At 51.7% G+C, this 15504-nt stretch carries 15 protein-coding genes; 10 read left to right on the forward strand and 5 right to left on the reverse strand.

The features are described 5' to 3' along the window. Nucleotides 1–187: 187 nt before the first annotated feature. The 3 genes from CBE72_RS07605 to CBE72_RS07615 are packed head-to-tail and all read right to left on the reverse strand — an operon-like array spanning nucleotide 188 to nucleotide 3109. A complete protein-coding gene (locus CBE72_RS07605; protein ID WP_229671847.1) occupies nucleotides 188–793 on the reverse strand; it encodes a TlpA family protein disulfide reductase in 606 nt (201 codons plus the stop codon). Continuing rightward, a complete protein-coding gene (locus CBE72_RS07610) occupies nucleotides 790–1188 on the reverse strand; it encodes a cytochrome c-type biogenesis protein (protein ID WP_100143026.1) in 399 nt (132 codons plus the stop codon). The genes CBE72_RS07605 and CBE72_RS07610 overlap by 4 nt, the downstream gene beginning before the upstream one ends. Continuing rightward, nucleotides 1181–3109, reverse strand: coding sequence for a heme lyase CcmF/NrfE family subunit (locus CBE72_RS07615; protein ID WP_100143027.1), 1929 nt, complete (start codon nucleotides 3107–3109; stop codon nucleotides 1181–1183). Before CBE72_RS07615 ends, CBE72_RS07610 begins: the two co-directional genes overlap by 8 nt. Before the next feature lie 385 nt (nucleotides 3110–3494). Between CBE72_RS07615 and CBE72_RS07620 the strand changes: the two genes are divergently transcribed. From CBE72_RS07620 to CBE72_RS07660, 9 genes are all read left to right on the forward strand, one after another. Beyond that, nucleotides 3495–5531 carry a multiheme c-type cytochrome gene (locus tag CBE72_RS07620; RefSeq protein WP_100143028.1) on the forward strand — a complete coding sequence of 679 codons (2037 nt, stop codon included), beginning with the start codon at nucleotides 3495–3497 and terminating at the stop codon, nucleotides 5529–5531. Between the two features lie 54 nt (nucleotides 5532–5585). Continuing rightward, complete coding sequence (locus CBE72_RS07625) at nucleotides 5586–6035, forward strand: rhodanese-like domain-containing protein (RefSeq protein ID WP_100143029.1); 450 nt, start codon at nucleotides 5586–5588, stop codon at nucleotides 6033–6035. 47 nt (nucleotides 6036–6082) lie between these two features. Further along, nucleotides 6083–6826, forward strand: a complete 744-nt coding sequence (locus CBE72_RS07630) for an FKBP-type peptidyl-prolyl cis-trans isomerase (RefSeq protein WP_100143030.1) — start codon at nucleotides 6083–6085, stop codon at nucleotides 6824–6826. A gap of 11 nt (nucleotides 6827–6837) precedes the next feature. Then, the gene (locus CBE72_RS07635; protein ID WP_100143031.1) at nucleotides 6838–7491 is read left to right on the forward strand and encodes a nitrite reductase; all 654 of its coding nucleotides are present in this window, start codon (nucleotides 6838–6840) and stop codon (nucleotides 7489–7491) included. A gap of 76 nt (nucleotides 7492–7567) precedes the next feature. Continuing rightward, the gene (locus tag CBE72_RS07640) at nucleotides 7568–8068 is read left to right on the forward strand and encodes a nitrous oxide reductase accessory protein NosL (protein ID WP_100143032.1); all 501 of its coding nucleotides are present in this window, start codon (nucleotides 7568–7570) and stop codon (nucleotides 8066–8068) included. A gap of 5 nt (nucleotides 8069–8073) precedes the next feature. Continuing rightward, complete coding sequence (gene nosD / locus CBE72_RS07645; RefSeq protein ID WP_100143033.1) at nucleotides 8074–9378, forward strand: nitrous oxide reductase family maturation protein NosD; 1305 nt, start codon at nucleotides 8074–8076, stop codon at nucleotides 9376–9378. Beyond that, nucleotides 9365–10279, forward strand: a complete 915-nt coding sequence (locus tag CBE72_RS07650) for an ATP-binding cassette domain-containing protein (protein ID WP_100143034.1) — start codon at nucleotides 9365–9367, stop codon at nucleotides 10277–10279. Before nosD ends, CBE72_RS07650 begins: the two co-directional genes overlap by 14 nt. Next, a complete protein-coding gene (locus CBE72_RS07655) occupies nucleotides 10279–11121 on the forward strand; it encodes an ABC transporter permease (RefSeq protein WP_100143035.1) in 843 nt (280 codons plus the stop codon). The genes CBE72_RS07650 and CBE72_RS07655 overlap by 1 nt, the downstream gene beginning before the upstream one ends. Nucleotides 11122–11295: 174 nt before the next feature. Next, a complete protein-coding gene (locus CBE72_RS07660) occupies nucleotides 11296–12576 on the forward strand; it encodes a winged helix-turn-helix domain-containing protein (RefSeq protein WP_100143036.1) in 1281 nt (426 codons plus the stop codon). 16 nt (nucleotides 12577–12592) lie between these two features. On the opposite strand, the gene CBE72_RS07665 is transcribed toward CBE72_RS07660, so the two are convergent. Further along, nucleotides 12593–13051, reverse strand: coding sequence for a universal stress protein (locus CBE72_RS07665; RefSeq protein WP_100143037.1), 459 nt, complete (start codon nucleotides 13049–13051; stop codon nucleotides 12593–12595). Between the two features lie 410 nt (nucleotides 13052–13461). On the opposite strand from CBE72_RS07665, the gene CBE72_RS07670 reads away from it, so the two are divergent. Beyond that, nucleotides 13462–13755: a hypothetical protein gene (locus CBE72_RS07670; protein ID WP_157929049.1), complete on the forward strand. Its 294-nt coding sequence runs from the start codon at nucleotides 13462–13464 to the stop codon at nucleotides 13753–13755. Between the two features lie 94 nt (nucleotides 13756–13849). On the opposite strand, the gene CBE72_RS07675 is transcribed toward CBE72_RS07670, so the two are convergent. Then, nucleotides 13850–14953 carry a phosphoribosylaminoimidazolesuccinocarboxamide synthase gene (locus CBE72_RS07675; protein WP_100143039.1) on the reverse strand — a complete coding sequence of 368 codons (1104 nt, stop codon included), beginning with the start codon at nucleotides 14951–14953 and terminating at the stop codon, nucleotides 13850–13852. Between the last annotated feature and the right edge of the window lie 551 nt (nucleotides 14954–15504).

The following is a 15504-nucleotide window of genomic DNA, read 5'->3' on the forward strand; positions in this document are numbered from 1 at the left end:
ATCAGGTGAGCGCTGAAAGTTATCGAGTCTGGATTTTGGCTAAGCTGAAAAAGAAAAAGCTTTCCCGACAAAAAGAGGCGTGCGTGACGGGAAAGCGGGCAAAAAGTGTGGGCGGAGAAGTCACATTGTTCTTTGCCAAAGAGTTGCCCGGAGTGACTTGGGGAGATGCCCCGGGACGGTTGCACTGTTACTGTGACGTTTTACCTTCGGCGATTGCCTGATACTTGGCGGCAAAACGTAACAGATAGTCATCAATACCCGGGTCATCCCAGTCCAGATAGCCCCGGATAAAGCCGACTAAGTTGCCATTAGGGTCAAATACATAGGTTGCAGGCACCACGTTGGCCGGCATGATCTTCTCTATCTCTTTCTTGCTGTCTATCCAAGTGTTATCCAACTTAAGCTCATGCTTGGCCAGAAAGGGAGCCACCGCCGCCGGATCTTCATCTATAGATAGCGGCACAATCTGAATGTTACTGCCTTGCAATTTGTTGCGCAGCTTGGCCAGGGTTGGCATCTCTCTGATACAGGGTGGACACCAACTGGCCCAAAGATTCAGCAGTACTACACGGCCCTTGTATTCATCCAGGGTCTTGGGGTTACCCTGCAGATCGGCAAAGGTGACGTCCGCTACCTTTCTGGCATATTGCATTTCAACAAACCCACGCATAAACATAGGCTTGTTCGGTACAGGCTCACCGGTATGGTAGGCCTTTTGTTGCATGATCCCCCCTTGAGCCGACAGTGGCAGGGGTAACAACAGGGCAAGACAAAGAAGCAAGTAAGATCTCAAGATGGGTCCTCCTGATCATGGGTGGATTGAGTGTTATTGCGGCCGAAAAACAGCAGTACGCCGGGAAGCACTAATAGCAAGACGATAGGCCCCAACCACAACAATGCCGTGCCGGCATTCAGACTGGGTTGGTAACGGATCTGTTCGCCATAGCGTTCCACCATAAAGTCGAGGATCTGCTCCCGGCTCTTGCCCTGTTGCAACATCAGATAGATCTGCGCCTTGAGCTCGCTGGCAATGGCGGTTTCCGACTCAAACAGGTTTTGGTTGGTGGCCATAGGGCAGCGTAATTCCTTGGAAATATCTATGCTGAGGTGGGCGATATCCATATCGGTCGCCTGGGCTTCGACGCAAGTAAAGCTGAGCCATAATCCAAGTAGCATTAGCCTAATCATGTTGGAGTCTCCCTGAAGCGTTAAGGAAAGCGGCCTGAGGCTGTTGTTGGTATCTGCGTCTGAGAGCGGTTAAACCGCCGATAGCCATCAAGGCGCCGCCGAGCCAGATCCAACTCACCAATGGTTTGATGCTGAGGCGCACCAAAAATTCTTCATCACTCAGCTGAGTGCCCATGGAGACATAGAGATCACCAAAAGCACCTCTATGGATGGCGGCCTGGGACAGTGACATGCCATTGGTGTTGAATTCCTGCCGCTCCGGGTAGAGGTAAGTAAGCAGTTGCTCATCTCGCTCTACCCGTATTACCGCCTGTTCGCCGCGATAGGCTGGTTTGTCAATCAGGCGGGTCTGCTCATAGATAAAGGTATAGTCGCCCAGAATACTGCCCTTGCCCGGTCCCATTCGCAGCAGTGAATGCTGCTCGAAACAACTGACCCCGGTTGCGCCGATGATGCTGATGAGGAGTCCAAAGTGCGCCAATAGCATGGGAATATTCAATGGCTTGGAATTCTTTGAGGGTAATGGCAGCAGGTAAAGCAACAGTATCAAGGTCAAGAACAGCGTCATGCTGCCCCCCGCTAGCAACCAAGGATCCAAAGAACCCCGGAAATACAATACAACAGCCGTCAGTGCTAATGTGGCAAAGGCTAACATAAACAGATACTTATAATTAACCTTTGGCAAGGTGCTGAGTGCCATTGGCAGGAGCGCCAGCGCCAACATGGGCACAAACAGGCTATTGAAGTAGGGAGCGCCGACCGACAAGCTTCCCAGTCCAATGGCTTGATAAAAGAGTGGATACAGGGTACCCAACAGAGTGGTCAGAGCCATGGCTAGCAGGATCAGACTACCGAGCAATAATTGGCCGTCAGGGCTCAGCGGCGCCAACTTGCCCGCTCGCCAGTAGTGACGACACCTGAGACCAAACAGGGTGAATCCGGCGCCACCATAAAGTAGCAGTAACAGGAGTATGATGACTCCTCGCTCCGGATCGGCGGCAAAGGCATGCACCGACTGAATAATGCCGGAGCGCACAATAAAGGTGCCCAGCAGGCACAGGCTGAAACCCAGCAGTACCAGCGCCAGGGCTGACAGCTGTGCCAAAGGATTATGGTTTTTGAGTAACAGACAGTGCAGTGCCGCAGTGGTGACCAACCAGGGGATAAAGGCGGCATTTTCCACCGGATCCCAGAACCACCAACCGCCCCAGCCCAGTTCGTTATAGGCCCACCAGGACCCCAAGGCATTGCCCGCGGTAAGAAACACCCAAGTGAGCAACATATGACGCTTGAGTCTATCGAGACGGGGGGCCGTTAGTTTATCACTGACGAGTAGCGCCAGCGCGATACAAAAACAGATCCCAAGGCCGGCATAGCCGAGAAACAGTAAGGGGGGATGCAGGATAAGGCCTATGTCCTGCAGCATGGGGCTGAGATCGCGCCCTTCTATGGGCACTTCCGGCAGTAGGCGGGCAAAGGGATTGGCATACAGCAACATAAAGAAGATAAAGCCGCAGAGAATCGCCGAGCAGCTGCCATGCAGCATCAACAGATACCCCTTATCCTGCGAACGTCTCGGTAGTCCACAGTAGGCCCAGAGAGCCATTACTGTCATCCAAAACAGCAAAGACCCTTCATGACTACCCCATACCGCCGCCAGCTTGTAGAACAGCGGCAGAGCCGAGTTGGAATTGTTGGCGACATAAGCCACCGAAAAGTCGTTGAGAACAAATGCCAGCGCCAGTATGACGATAGCCCCGCTCAGCCCGAGGAATTGCCCCAGCAGCAAAGGTTGCAATGGCCAGTCTAATTGTGGCCAGCGATATTTGAGTAATGCCAATAAGGCACTGAACAAGGCGCAGCCGCCGCCTAGGATCAGCAGAAAGTGCCCCAGTTCGGGCAACATGGTGATGGTAAACATGGCTGCTCTCTTGTTATGTGGGAAATTCCCGGAAATAGATGGCCAGAGACTAGGAGGATTAATGCTTTGGCTCTGTGATCTGTCGCGCCTTTATTGCCGCCAGTTTGGTTGTGCGACATTTTTTAATTTTCAGCATCAAGATTGAGCTTTTTTGAGAAATAAAACGCTCAAAAAAAGAACTGAATAATCTTATCTTCAAATATTAAAGTCATTGTTTTAAAAGATAAATATAAGGTGTTGCTTTCTTGATTTCTCAAGCGGGGGTGGGCTGTGCTCTAGCGCAGGTTTTTGCTGCCGCACATATGAAGAATGAGTCGCGACCGGTCAAGCCGGCAATAACAAGTTCGTTTGTGAAATAACCAACGACATATTCAGGAGTAGTATGATGAGACGATGGCAACAAAAGACAGCACTCAGTGTGTTGTTTTGCTTTTCTGCCGTCAGCGGCGCTACTGCGCTCGCGGCAGATAAACCAGGTCACGGCAATAAGCAGATGGGAGAGTCGGCACAGAAGGTGATCGCCAATCCCAACGGTATGGAAAAAGTCAATGGCGTGAAGACGCTGCAAGACTATATCGTTCAGGAAAAAGAGCTGTTTGATTACTTGTTCCAGAATCACCCTGTGTTCAAGTATCAGGAAGAAGGCCGCCTCATTGGTATGTACAAGGTCAGTGACCGCGGTGAAGAGTACATGGACCAAGGTAACGGCCAGAAGTACAGCAAACGTGTTGGCCGCCCTTCAGCGGTGCAATATCGTTTGGCTGCCAAGTCAATCCTCGACTTCCCCAACAAGTTTGTTGGTCCTGAGAAGTGCGGTGAGTGTCACGCGGTACAGTATGAGAAGTGGCAGCGTTCTCGTCACGCCAAGACCATACGTTTCCCAGGTGAACACCCGGAAGTGGACAACGATCTGAAGAAAAAGTTGTATGGTTCTGACGCTTCTATATTGCCGGACGGTGTGACGCCAGATGCGATCTACGCCACTGTAGGTACTCCTCGTACCAAGTACGGCTTTATCGACAGCTATCTGGTGCGTGGTTCCTACCATATTGAAGGCGGTCTGCTGAAAGATGGTACAGGTACCATGGTTGCCGGTGGTAACCAGTTCTCCCGTGGTTGGGCAGAATGGTTGACTCCGGAAATGGCCAAGAAGATCCAGAAGGTTATTCCTGACTTCCCAACCAAGATGGAAGACTTCGGTGCCAGTGGTTCTCACCAGTGGGGTATGACTTCCTACGGTGCCAAGTACAAGAAAGAGTTCTTGTTCCAGCCTGCCAGCTCCTACTGCGAAGTGTGTCATAGCTTCAAGTTTGACTTTAAGAACAAGCAGGAATACCTGGATGCCCTTGGCGATCCCAAGAAACTGCAAGAGCACACCATCAGCCGCGGTATCGCTTGTGAAGAGTGTCACGGCGCCGGTGGTCACCTGGATGGCGGTAACGGCGGCGGCATGCCTTCCAACTGTGAACGTTGTCACCAGCGGTTCAACTATGTTGACGAACTGGCCGAAACCGAGCAAGGCAAGGAAAAGCTGGAATATGCCTTCAACGTTAAGATGAAGTCTTCTTGCCCATCTTGTGGTACCGAAGGTTCACAGATGTTCATGTCTTCTCACTATGACAAGGGCATGCGTTGTTCTACCTGTCACGATCCACACGAAGTAACAGGTAACGACTGGAAATCCGGTTACACCAAGCCTGCAATCAAGAAAGACTGTGTTGACTGTCACCAGGTTCAGGCCGAAATGGCTGCCAACACCAGCACTCACGCCAAGAACAGCTGTACCAGCTGTCACATGCCTAACATGGGTAGCTGTGAAAACTTCACCGCGATTCAGTACCCAGATATGGCCGGCTTCGACGCAGTGCGTAAGTCTCACCTGTGGAAGATCGATGTCAGCCCAGATCGCAAGACGCTGAATCCTCCTGAAGGTCAACCTCGTAAGTCCACCACCAAAGGCTGGACTGTGGCTCAGGATGAGAATGGTCACGGCTATCTCGACCTGATGTGGACCTGTGCTCGTACCTCTATCTCTGACCACGACGTGGTTGAGCGTAAGGGTTGTCACAGCCAGTTCCAGTCTGAGCTGAGCAAGGGCCTGCACTTCAAGGATCAGAAAGAGATCTACGGTAAGGTCATGAAGTGGCAGACTCCTGTCAAAGACAGCCTGGCCAAGGTGGAAGATGCGCTCAAGCGAATCGATCGCAAAGTTGCCAAGAACAAGCTGTCTATCGAAGACAAGACACAAGTTCTGCTGCTGACCGACAAGGCTCGTGAAATTGTTGAATTCGTACGTAAAGACGGCTCATGGGGTGTTCACGCTCCTCGTTATGCCCGTAAGCGTATGGATGCAGCAACTACTTACGTGACTCAAGCTGAAGCCATTGCCGATGGCAAGGGCACCAAGACAGCTTCGCTGTAACGGGTAATCGTGGCTCCGGGCATCTGCCTGGAGCCATTCTTAGGGAGAATAAAGATGCAACTCCGATTCTCATTGAAACAGTCACTGAAATCGTCACTGCTGTTGCCATTGGCGTTCCTGTTTGCCGCACCTGCAGTACAGGCCGGTGGTGGTGGAGATTTAGTACCGGCCCCCTACCATGAAGAGATCCTCAACCAGATCTCCATGCGCGAAGCCGAGATGTTACTCAATCAGCCAGGGGTGATTTTCTACGACGTCAACACCCTGGAAATATGGGGCGATGGCTTCATTCCCGGTGCCATTTACTTCAACGTCAATAACTGGAAGACATTGCTGCCGGAAAACAAGGACACCACCATGGTGTTTTACTGTGCCAACCGTCTATGTACCTCCAGTAATGTGGCCGCCAGAGAGGTGATGAAACTGGGTTATACCGACGTCAGGCAGATGCCGGATGGTATCTATGGCTGGCGTATTTCCGGACGGCCGATAGAGCGTCCTTAATAACTGATTTACTGGGCATTGAATTTTTTATATTGCAGGATAAAAACATGAAATTACAAAAACTTGCCGCTACTATTTCTCTCTCTCTCTGTCTGAGTCTGCCCGCGTTGGCGGCCGACTTGAAAACAGAAACAGACAAGACTTCCTATGCCCTCGGTGCGTCCGTGGGTAACTATATTTCGGGCCAGGTTTATCAACAGCTGGAGCTGGGGGCCGAAGTCAATATGGAGCTGCTGATCACCGGCTTTACCGATGCCTTGAAAGATAAGCAGCAGCTGACAGATGAGCAGATCCTGGATCTACTGAATCAACGCGCCATCGTACTCAATGAAGAAAGAGAGGCCCGTTTCAATAAGTTGGCTGAGGACAACCTCAAGGCCGGTGAAACCTTCCTGGCCGAAAACAAGAAAAAGTCCGGCGTTAAAGTGACCGACAGTGGCCTGCAGTATGAAGTGCTGAGCATGGGCAAGGGTAAGAAGCCCAATCCCGAAGATGTGGTGACCGTCAACTATGTCGGTAAGTTGATTGATGGCACTGTGTTTGAAGATAGCAGCGCCAACAAGGCTGCCAGCCGTTTTGCCTTGATGACAGTGATCCCCGGCTGGGAAGAGGGGCTTAGACTGATGCCTGAAGGCTCCAAGTTCCGTTTTGTTATCCCCTCCAAGCTCGCCTATGGCGAGGAAGCCCCGGGAATTATCCCGCCTCAGGCCACTTTGATCTTTGAAGTTGAACTGGTCAAGGTTGAACAGCCGGGTAAAGACAACAAGCATCCTATGCCTGGTCACGGTTGACAGGAGGCGCTATGGCTAACCCGCTCTGGTTGGGACTTGCCCTGCTGAGTCTGGCGTTTATGACGCTGTTTGCCCTCTACCAGTGGCAAACCAGCCGGGGTGATAGAGTCGTGCCGGCTCTGTGGCACTGGAGTCTGTTGCCGCTGCTGATCATAGGCCTGAGTCTCGGGACTTACTCCTATACCGGCCGTTATAACGATTGGCAGTTGGCCGAGGCCGATGACAGCATAGATTATCTGTTGGCTGCCGAAATTGTCCGGCTTCGGCGCGCTAGTGCCGAGGCGCCACAAGACACCAGCCTGATGCAACAGCTGGCGCAGGCCTATGTGCGCGGCGGCATGTATCTGGATGCGGTGGCCACCCTGAAGCAGCAGTTGCAACTTCAGGGCAAGAGCGCCGCCTTGTTGGGACAGTTGGCCGAAGCTGCCTATTACCGAGATCAGCGTCAGTGGCTGCCGGAATCCCAGGAATGGGTCGAGCAAGCTTTGGCGCTGGATAGTGCCGACCCCGGCACCCGGTTGCTGTTGGCCAACGATGCTTTTCTTAACCAAAGATATGCCGAGGCCATAGGCCACTGGCAGCTGTTGCTCGATAGCGACAATGAGCAGTTGGATCGTCAGGCGTTGCAATATGCTATTGCCAACGCCCGTAGCCGACTCGAATGATTTTTTTCAACCCTCGCCAATGGGTTGTCCCTGCAAGGCCCCGGCGAGGTGTTGATTCTAATAACTGGAGATAAAGATGAAAAAGACACTACTTGCCATCGCTATTCCACTTTTAATGCTGGGTTTGCCCGCTTGTAGTCCGGCCCAGAGTGATGATCAGCCCATTCGAGCGCAACACCTTCAGCAGCATGACAAATGCCATATGTGTGGCATGGTGATCACCAAATACCCTGGACCCAAAGGGCAATTGATGCTCAAAGACAGTAATGCCGTGCCCAAGTTCTGCTCCAGCCGTGACATGTTCAGTTTTGCGCTGCAACCGGAAAATCAGCGCCGGATCAAGGCGATGTTTGTCCATGACATGGGCACAACCGACTGGGAGCATCCCGATGACAGTGCCTTTATCGATGCTACCAAGGCTTGGTATGTCTATGGCACTAGCAAGAAGGGAGTGATGGGACCCGCTGTTGCCCCCTTCTCAACCAAAGAGGCGGCAGAAGCCTTTGCCGAGTCTTGGGGAGGCCGGGTGTTGACCTACAAGGATATTACCCTGGAGTTACTTGAAGGAAGTCACTAAGGGCTATGTTGAGGTTTTTACTGCTCCTTCTACTGCTCTCATTTGGCTGCTTTGGCAGCCAAAATCCATTGCAGGCACGCATAGATGCGCTGAATGAAGGTGAGGTGTTGACTCTGGCAGCCGGCGAATATCAGGGGCCTTTGGTCATCAGTAAAACCATTACTGTACTTGGTCGCCCGGGTACTGTGATTGATGGCGGCGGTAAGGGCAGTGCCGTGACTATCGCCGCCGCTGGGGTGCGTCTCGAAGGGCTTGAGATCCGTAATTGGGGCGCCGATCTTTATGAACATGATTCTGGGGTGCGTCTGCTGCCGGGTGCCGATGATGTCCAGCTCTTGAGGTTGGAACTACAAGGGCCTGGATTTGGTATTCATGGCGAAAAATTAAAACGGCCCAGAATTGAACACTGCAAGATCCTCGGCGATGACAAGCGTTACTTTCTCGATCGGGGCGATGGGATTTTTCTGGAATATGTAGAAGCCCCCGAGCTGCACTACAACAGCATTCATTCGGTTCGTGATGGCATTTATCTGGAAAATGTTGATGTCAGTCGCGCCAGCCACAACGAGTTCAGTCGCCAGCAATATGGCATTCATTATATGTATACCCGCCAAGATTGTGCTTGGAACAATAACGCCTGGAATCTATTGGGAGGATATGCGCTGATGAGCTCCAAGGCGATCACCCTGGAACACAATAAGGTTACTAATGCGGTCGATTTCGGCATCTTGCTCAATGTGACCAACAACAGCGAAGTGCACCACAATCTGGTGGCAACTATTCACAATCCCAAAGGGGATCCCGCCATAGCCAGTGAAGGTAAGGGGCTATTTATATACGGTGCTGCCGACAATCGTATCAGCCATAACCGCTTCAGCGACAGTGATACCGGCATCAGTGTCGCTCTGGGGGGAGAGGGCAACAGCCTGTGGCGTAACAGCATAGAAAACAATCTTACTCAGGTGCGTTATGTCGGCGATAAGGCACAGGAGTGGAGTTATCAAGGTCAAGGTAATTATTGGAGCAGCTATCAAGGTTGGGACTTGGATGCCAATGGTCTTGGCGATAGCCCTTATCAGCCCAATGATGCGTTGGATCGTTTGTTTTGGCTCTATCCAGAGGCCAGATTATTGATGGACAGCCCTGTGGTGCTCTTATTGCGTTGGTTACAGCGCCAGTTGTCGTTGGGGGAAGATATTGGCATTCGCGACAGTTTCCCTTTGTTGCAACCACCGCTGATCTCTACCGTGACAACCGGGGCGGTGGGCTCGCGCCATCTGCTAGAGGAGACATACTATGCTCAGCATTGATTGTCAGCAATTGGCTTTTATCCGCGAGGATAGACAGGTACTCGAAAATATCACCTTTCAACTGCCGCAGGGAAAAATGTTGGCCCTGGCCGGGCACAACGGTGCGGGCAAGTCGACTCTGATCAAGCTCTTGCTGGGACTGTTACCGCCGGCCGCTGGCGAGCTGACTATTTTGGGCAAGGCGGCCGGTGAAAGCCGCATGCAAGTGGGATATCTACCCGAGAACGTCAGCTTCTACGACAACATGCCCCTGGGCGAACTATTGAGTTACTTTGCCAAGTTGAAGGGGGTTGCTCAGCCCAGAGTCAGGGCATTAATGGCCGAATTTGAGCTGGAAGATATCGCCCAGCGTAAACTGAGGCATTGCTCCAAGGGGCAAAGACAGCGGCTTGGGTTGGCGCAGGCGCTACTCAGCCGCCCCGGATTGTTGTTGCTCGATGAACCGACTGTGGGTCTGGACCCTTCGGCCTCGGCACTGATGTATGCTCAATTGGCGGCGCTGAAGCAGCAAGGCTGCGCCATAGTGGTGTGTACTCACGAGTTGGCTTTGGTCGAGCCGCATCTGGATCTGGCATTACTCCTGTCCAAAGGGCGTATTCAGGCTCTGGGGGATTTAGCAGGCTTGCGTCGTCAGTCGAGCTTACCACAGGAGGTGTGGTTACCATCTGGGTTGGATCTCAGTCGCGATCCCGTGTTGGGTCCAGTATTTACGCAAGGGAAGTTGCGGATTGACAGCGCTGACGTGGCCGAGGTCGTGGCTATTTTAACCCAAAAGTACCATTGTTTTGATTTCCAACTGCACAAGGCGTCTCTTGGAGAGTTGTTTCATCATTTTATGGCATCGGATCTCGGGCAGCCGGTTTCGACTGGTTCGCGCAACAAACTCGGGGAGGCCGCGTGATGGAGCTTGTGACTCAAGGAGAACCCTTGCAAGTGCAGTCCAATAATCCTGTTTGGGTCGTTACCGTCAAGGAGTTTAAAGACTGCGTACGCAGTCGCTGGTTGCTGACGGCTTGTTGTTTGTTTGCCTTGTTGGCGACAGCGGTTATTTTCGGCAGCGGCGCAATTGGGGGCGAGTTTCGTTGGCAGCCATTGCCGCAACTGGTGAATTCCCTGTTGACCCTGACGGTTTTTTTGATGCCCCTGTTGGCCTTGCTGTTGAGTTACGATGCTTTTGTCGGTGAGGATGAAGCCGGGACCTTACTGTTGATGTTGACCTATCCCATGCTTCGTGGGCAATGGCTCACGGGTAAGCTGCTGGGGCAGGGGGGAGCCTTGCTGGTGGCGCTGCTGATAGGCTTTGGTCTGCCTTTGTGTCTGCTGGCCATATTGGAACCTGCCTACCGAACGCTGGAGTTACCGGCCACTCTGACTATTCTGGTGACAAGCGCCTGGTTACTCGGTTTGGTGTTTATATTGTTGGGATATTGGGTCAGCCTCTGGGCCCGACAGAAGGCTCAGGCGCTGGCAATCTTGATGCTGTTCTGGCTGGTGTTGGTATTGCTTTACGATCTGGCGCTATTGGTAATTGCTGTGGTGGCGGTCGACAGTCTGGGTCAAGAGAGTTTGCAATGGCTGATGTTGTTGAACCCGGCAACGGTATTTCGCTTACTCAATCAAAGTTTCCTGGGAATGGCGACCGCCGGAGTACCACAATGGCCTTGGTTGCTGGGCATTTTGTTGGCCTGGCTGTTGCTTTTGTATCTAGGTTGTCGTTTCTGTTTCAACAAACGACAACTCTAGCTTATTACTTGATTATGTATGAGTTTATTAGAGGTTTTATCGAATAGAAACAAATTGTTAAATGGTATGGTTATCACATTATGCCGCTTACTATCAGGGTACACTCCAAAATCATACTCGGTCCCCGTCAAGGGGGGCCGATCAAACTTCTTGGAGTGAATTTCTGGAGTGACAATGCAGCAGCTGACTCCCTATTTGGTGTTGGATGCCAAGGCCAAACACCTACTGGATCAACGTGACGGTTCAGAAATAGTTCTGTCTTTTTCTGAGGCTCAGGTATTGTCACACCTGTTGTCAGCCCCGGGAAATGTGTTTGGCAAAGATGAATTGTTGGCTGTTGGCTGGCCGGAGCGAGTGGTGGCGCTGACCTCACTGACTCAATGCATCAGTATTCTCAGGAAAAAGCTGGAACCCTATCCCGAAATTCAACTCAAGACGGTTGCCCGCCGCGGCTACCAGCTGAATATCTCCGAGCAGTCTCATGTGCATATGCTGGCCATATCCGATGGCGAGGCCATCCGTAATGCTTTGGTGAGCGTGTCTCTGAAAATTAAAATCCTGGGGATTTTATTGTTGTTGGGACTGGTGGGCTTTTTCTGGTATTTCAGTGATTATCACGAAATGGTCAAACATGTCAGCCAATGGCATGCCGACAAGCAGTTGCCCTTGAATGTGGGCGGTACGCTGGCCTCGGCGCAACTGTTTTATCATGATGGTGCCGAGAAGTTACATCCCTCTATGTGGCAAAAGCACCTGACGCCAGAAGGCAACGTGATCCAGGGATTGAAGCATTTCAGTGCTTATGCGGCTACCGATGGGCGTAATTACTCTTTTGCTGTTTGTCCCAGCGCCGATGAAGCCGGTTGTGACGGCGATGGCATTATCAATATCACCACCATAGATCCCAACCCAGCCGGGTTGAATATGAAGGAGTTTTTACCTCTCAGCCGAGTGATGGAGCGGCGGATCCGTTATAACCGCATTATCATCCCCGCGGCCGTTGATGATGCCGAAGTCATTGAACACAACTACCATGCCGACATCTATTTCCCGGTTGCCGGGGAGCTCTTGGTGCGCACCGATCTCAGCCTGTCTTTGGTGTATGAAGGTAAAGATTCCGGCCGTTTCTACTCCTCCGCCTGTGTGACAGATCAGGACTGCATCACCACCCCGATAAAGTATCAACTGCGAGGCAATTTTCAGCAATACAGTGCCGAGATTTCCGGCAATCAGGTCGACGTATTTCAAGTCAAAGTGACCCAGAAAGAGCTGACCAAACCTAACAATGTCAGTGACTCGGCGATGCACTTCTACCGCGAGATCCGCAAAGACGATATCCGCGATGAGGTGATCTACTACTACCGGATCCATCAGGATCACAAGACTGCCGTCTGGATAGTGCCACAGATGGGTAACCTGCTGGCCTGGACCACCTACAGCGAAGTGAAACTCTGAGCCGTTGACGGTTCAGTTATTTCACTACCATGACGGGGCATTTAGCCTTGTTGATAACCTCTTCGGCGACACTGGGCTGCAACCAATGGGCCAGCGCCGTGCGCCGATGGCAGCCGATGACTATCATGCCCACATCGGCGCTTTCGGCTTCTTCGAGGATTTGCCCGGTGGCACTGCCGCGGCGGATTACTACCTCGAGTTGCTGTTCTGGATGTAACTGTTGCAACATTGAATGTATTTTCTGTGAGGCATAAGCCTTCATATGTTTGTCTAGTTGCTCTTGAGTCACCGCCACTATGCCGAAGTTCTCTTCATGATGGGGCAGAGTGGTAATATCCTCGCCATAGGCTTTGCTTATCACATGCAGCAGCCTCAGCTTCACTTTATAGAGCGCCGCCAACTCTATGGCATATTCCAGGGCGTGTTCGGATTCTTCAGAGAAGTCGACCGGACAGAGAATTTGTCGGGTACGCATGGTTCATCTCCTATTATTGGCCTTTCACCACACCTTTAAGTTTATGTCAGCTGAGACCAGGCACAAATTGCCTGTTTGCGAACTCAAATGCCTGCCGATGGATTTAGGGGTTCTCTATATCAAAAGCCGGTGCTTCGATCTGAGCAGTCGTTGACGGCTGATTTTGGGACTAACATGGGCTTGGCTAAAGGCGGCTGAAATAGTTGTTTTGAGGTATGTTGCCTCAGGCTGTGATTGGTTAGTCTGAGTTACTGGTTTTATCACTTAGATCCAATGACAAAGGATGGTCAATAAAGGCCTTAAATCGGAAGGATGCCGTATCACAGAGTGGCCTTCCAGCCTTGTACCTGAGATAAATTGGTACCCACCAAGAAACCAGCATGGTGTTTATCCAACAAAAGGAAGGAAAGATGGATGAGTTAACTCTGACTGAATTTATATTGATCCGAGGACCTGAGATCATCTACTGGGTCTTTACGGGATTGGGCGCGATTGTGACTTTGTACATGATAGGCTTTTTCTTATATAGCGGTGTGACTATCTTTGATAATGGCCAAAAGAAAGAGATGCCGTTCAGATATAAGGTCAGCTATGTGCTGGTAGTAGCGGCATTAATGCCTTATTTCTACATAGTTTTTATCAAAGAGCTTCTGTTGATGTGGTCCCAATATCGGCAGGCCAGTTGGAGCCCGGTCAGTGCTTGATAGGCAAGCGCCATGGCGCTTGAACAAATAAAGCCCCTGTCGGGGCTTTATGCTTAATGGGATTAGGCCTGAGTCGCAGCCGCGGCAGAATACTTTAGTTCACCAGGTCGTATTGTTCCTTGAGCACCCGGATGATTTCTGCCTTGGGATTATCCGAGAGAGTAATCTTGGCTCCGGTGACTTTCTCGGCAATACCTGTGTAGGTACGCGAGACATTCATCATGGCCTCCAGTGGCAGGTCGTTATCACGGGCCAGGGCTTCACGTTCCGGCATTCTGTCCTTGTTCAACAGGATATCCGGATCCGGGAAGTGGTTGAGCAGGAATTGACGGAAACCTTCTTTGGAGTTCTCGAGGATCTTGCCGTCACGGTAGGCGCTGCCATCCCAAATACGTGAAGAGTCCGGGGTTCCCACTTCATCCATATAGATAAGCTTGGATTGGCCTTGTTTGTCAGTGACATAGCCAAATTCGAACTTGGTATCGACAAAGATCTGATCTTGCTGTGCCAGCGCCTCGGAAATGACTTCGAATCCCTGCTTGAGCAGCTTTTCGTACAGATCGATATCTTCAGGCTTTTCAAAGCCAAAGGCCTCGAAGTTGGCCTCGATATCTGCGCGGCTGATGTTGACATCATCCTGCTCCGGTACCCCAGGGATCCCCTTGAGTATGCCCTTGGTTGATGGGGTGATCAGTAACTCGGGCAACTGCTGATCCTTTTGCAATCCTTCCGGCAGCGTGATGCCGCAAAATACCCGCTCACCCTTTTGATAGGCACGCCACATGGAACCGGTAATATAGCGGCGAATAATGGCTTCCACTTTTATCGGACGAGCCTTTTGCACTATCCACACGAAGGGATGGGGAATGTCGAGAATATGGCTATCTGCCAGCCCTTTTTCCTTGAACAGGCTGAACCAGTGGTTGGAGATGGCGTTGAGCGCCGCCCCTTTGCCTGGGATCCCTTTGAGGCCATCTTCGCCATGGAAGATGCAATCGAAGGCGGAGATACGATCCGAGATCACCATGATCGCCAGCGGAGTATCGGCGGGCACATCATAGCCCTTTTCGCGGATCAATCTGGCGCTGTCGGCCTCGGTCAACCAGTAGACACTGCGCACTTTTCCGCTGTGAACCGGCTTGTCGGTGCGGATAGGCAAATCATTGTTTACGGCTAGAACGGAATCAGCAAGACTCATGACGAGTATTCCTCTGGGTGTAGGGTTTAAGGCTAAGTCCGGCAGGCGGGGTTATTGTTATCTGCCTGTTTCCGGGAGAATGCGAGCCGACGGCGGGGCAGCAGCAAGCAGCAAAAAAGGCTGTGCTTGAGAGGTAGAGCCGCTGTGGAGTCATACCAGTATGAGATGCCGCCGACAAAAGATGGGCTATTTTACCTCAGTCGCAACCTTTTGCCACGGGGAGGCTTTGTTTACTGGGGCAAAACTCTGTTCGCGATAGAGACTAATGAGGCTGCACCCAGGGAGATTGGGCGCTGATTCGGCATCCATGTTTCAGCCACCTTATTTGCGCCAACGGTTGTCGGCGACACTGAGGGGGAAGTCGGTGTAATTCTGCAATCATAGCGTTGCTTGAAATTGCTTATATATCTACAGACATACGCCTATTTTCCAGGCACAGGCGGAACTGTGACCTTCCGAGCCAGGGATGGCGAGGCAGAGCTTACAGGGATGTACTCGCAGCGAGTCACAGGATCGCCTGTGCATAAGCCTGCGGCAGGCAATGAGAAACA

The organism is Shewanella carassii (assembly GCF_002777975.1).
GTDB classification, from domain to species: domain Bacteria; phylum Pseudomonadota; class Gammaproteobacteria; order Enterobacterales; family Shewanellaceae; genus Shewanella; species Shewanella carassii.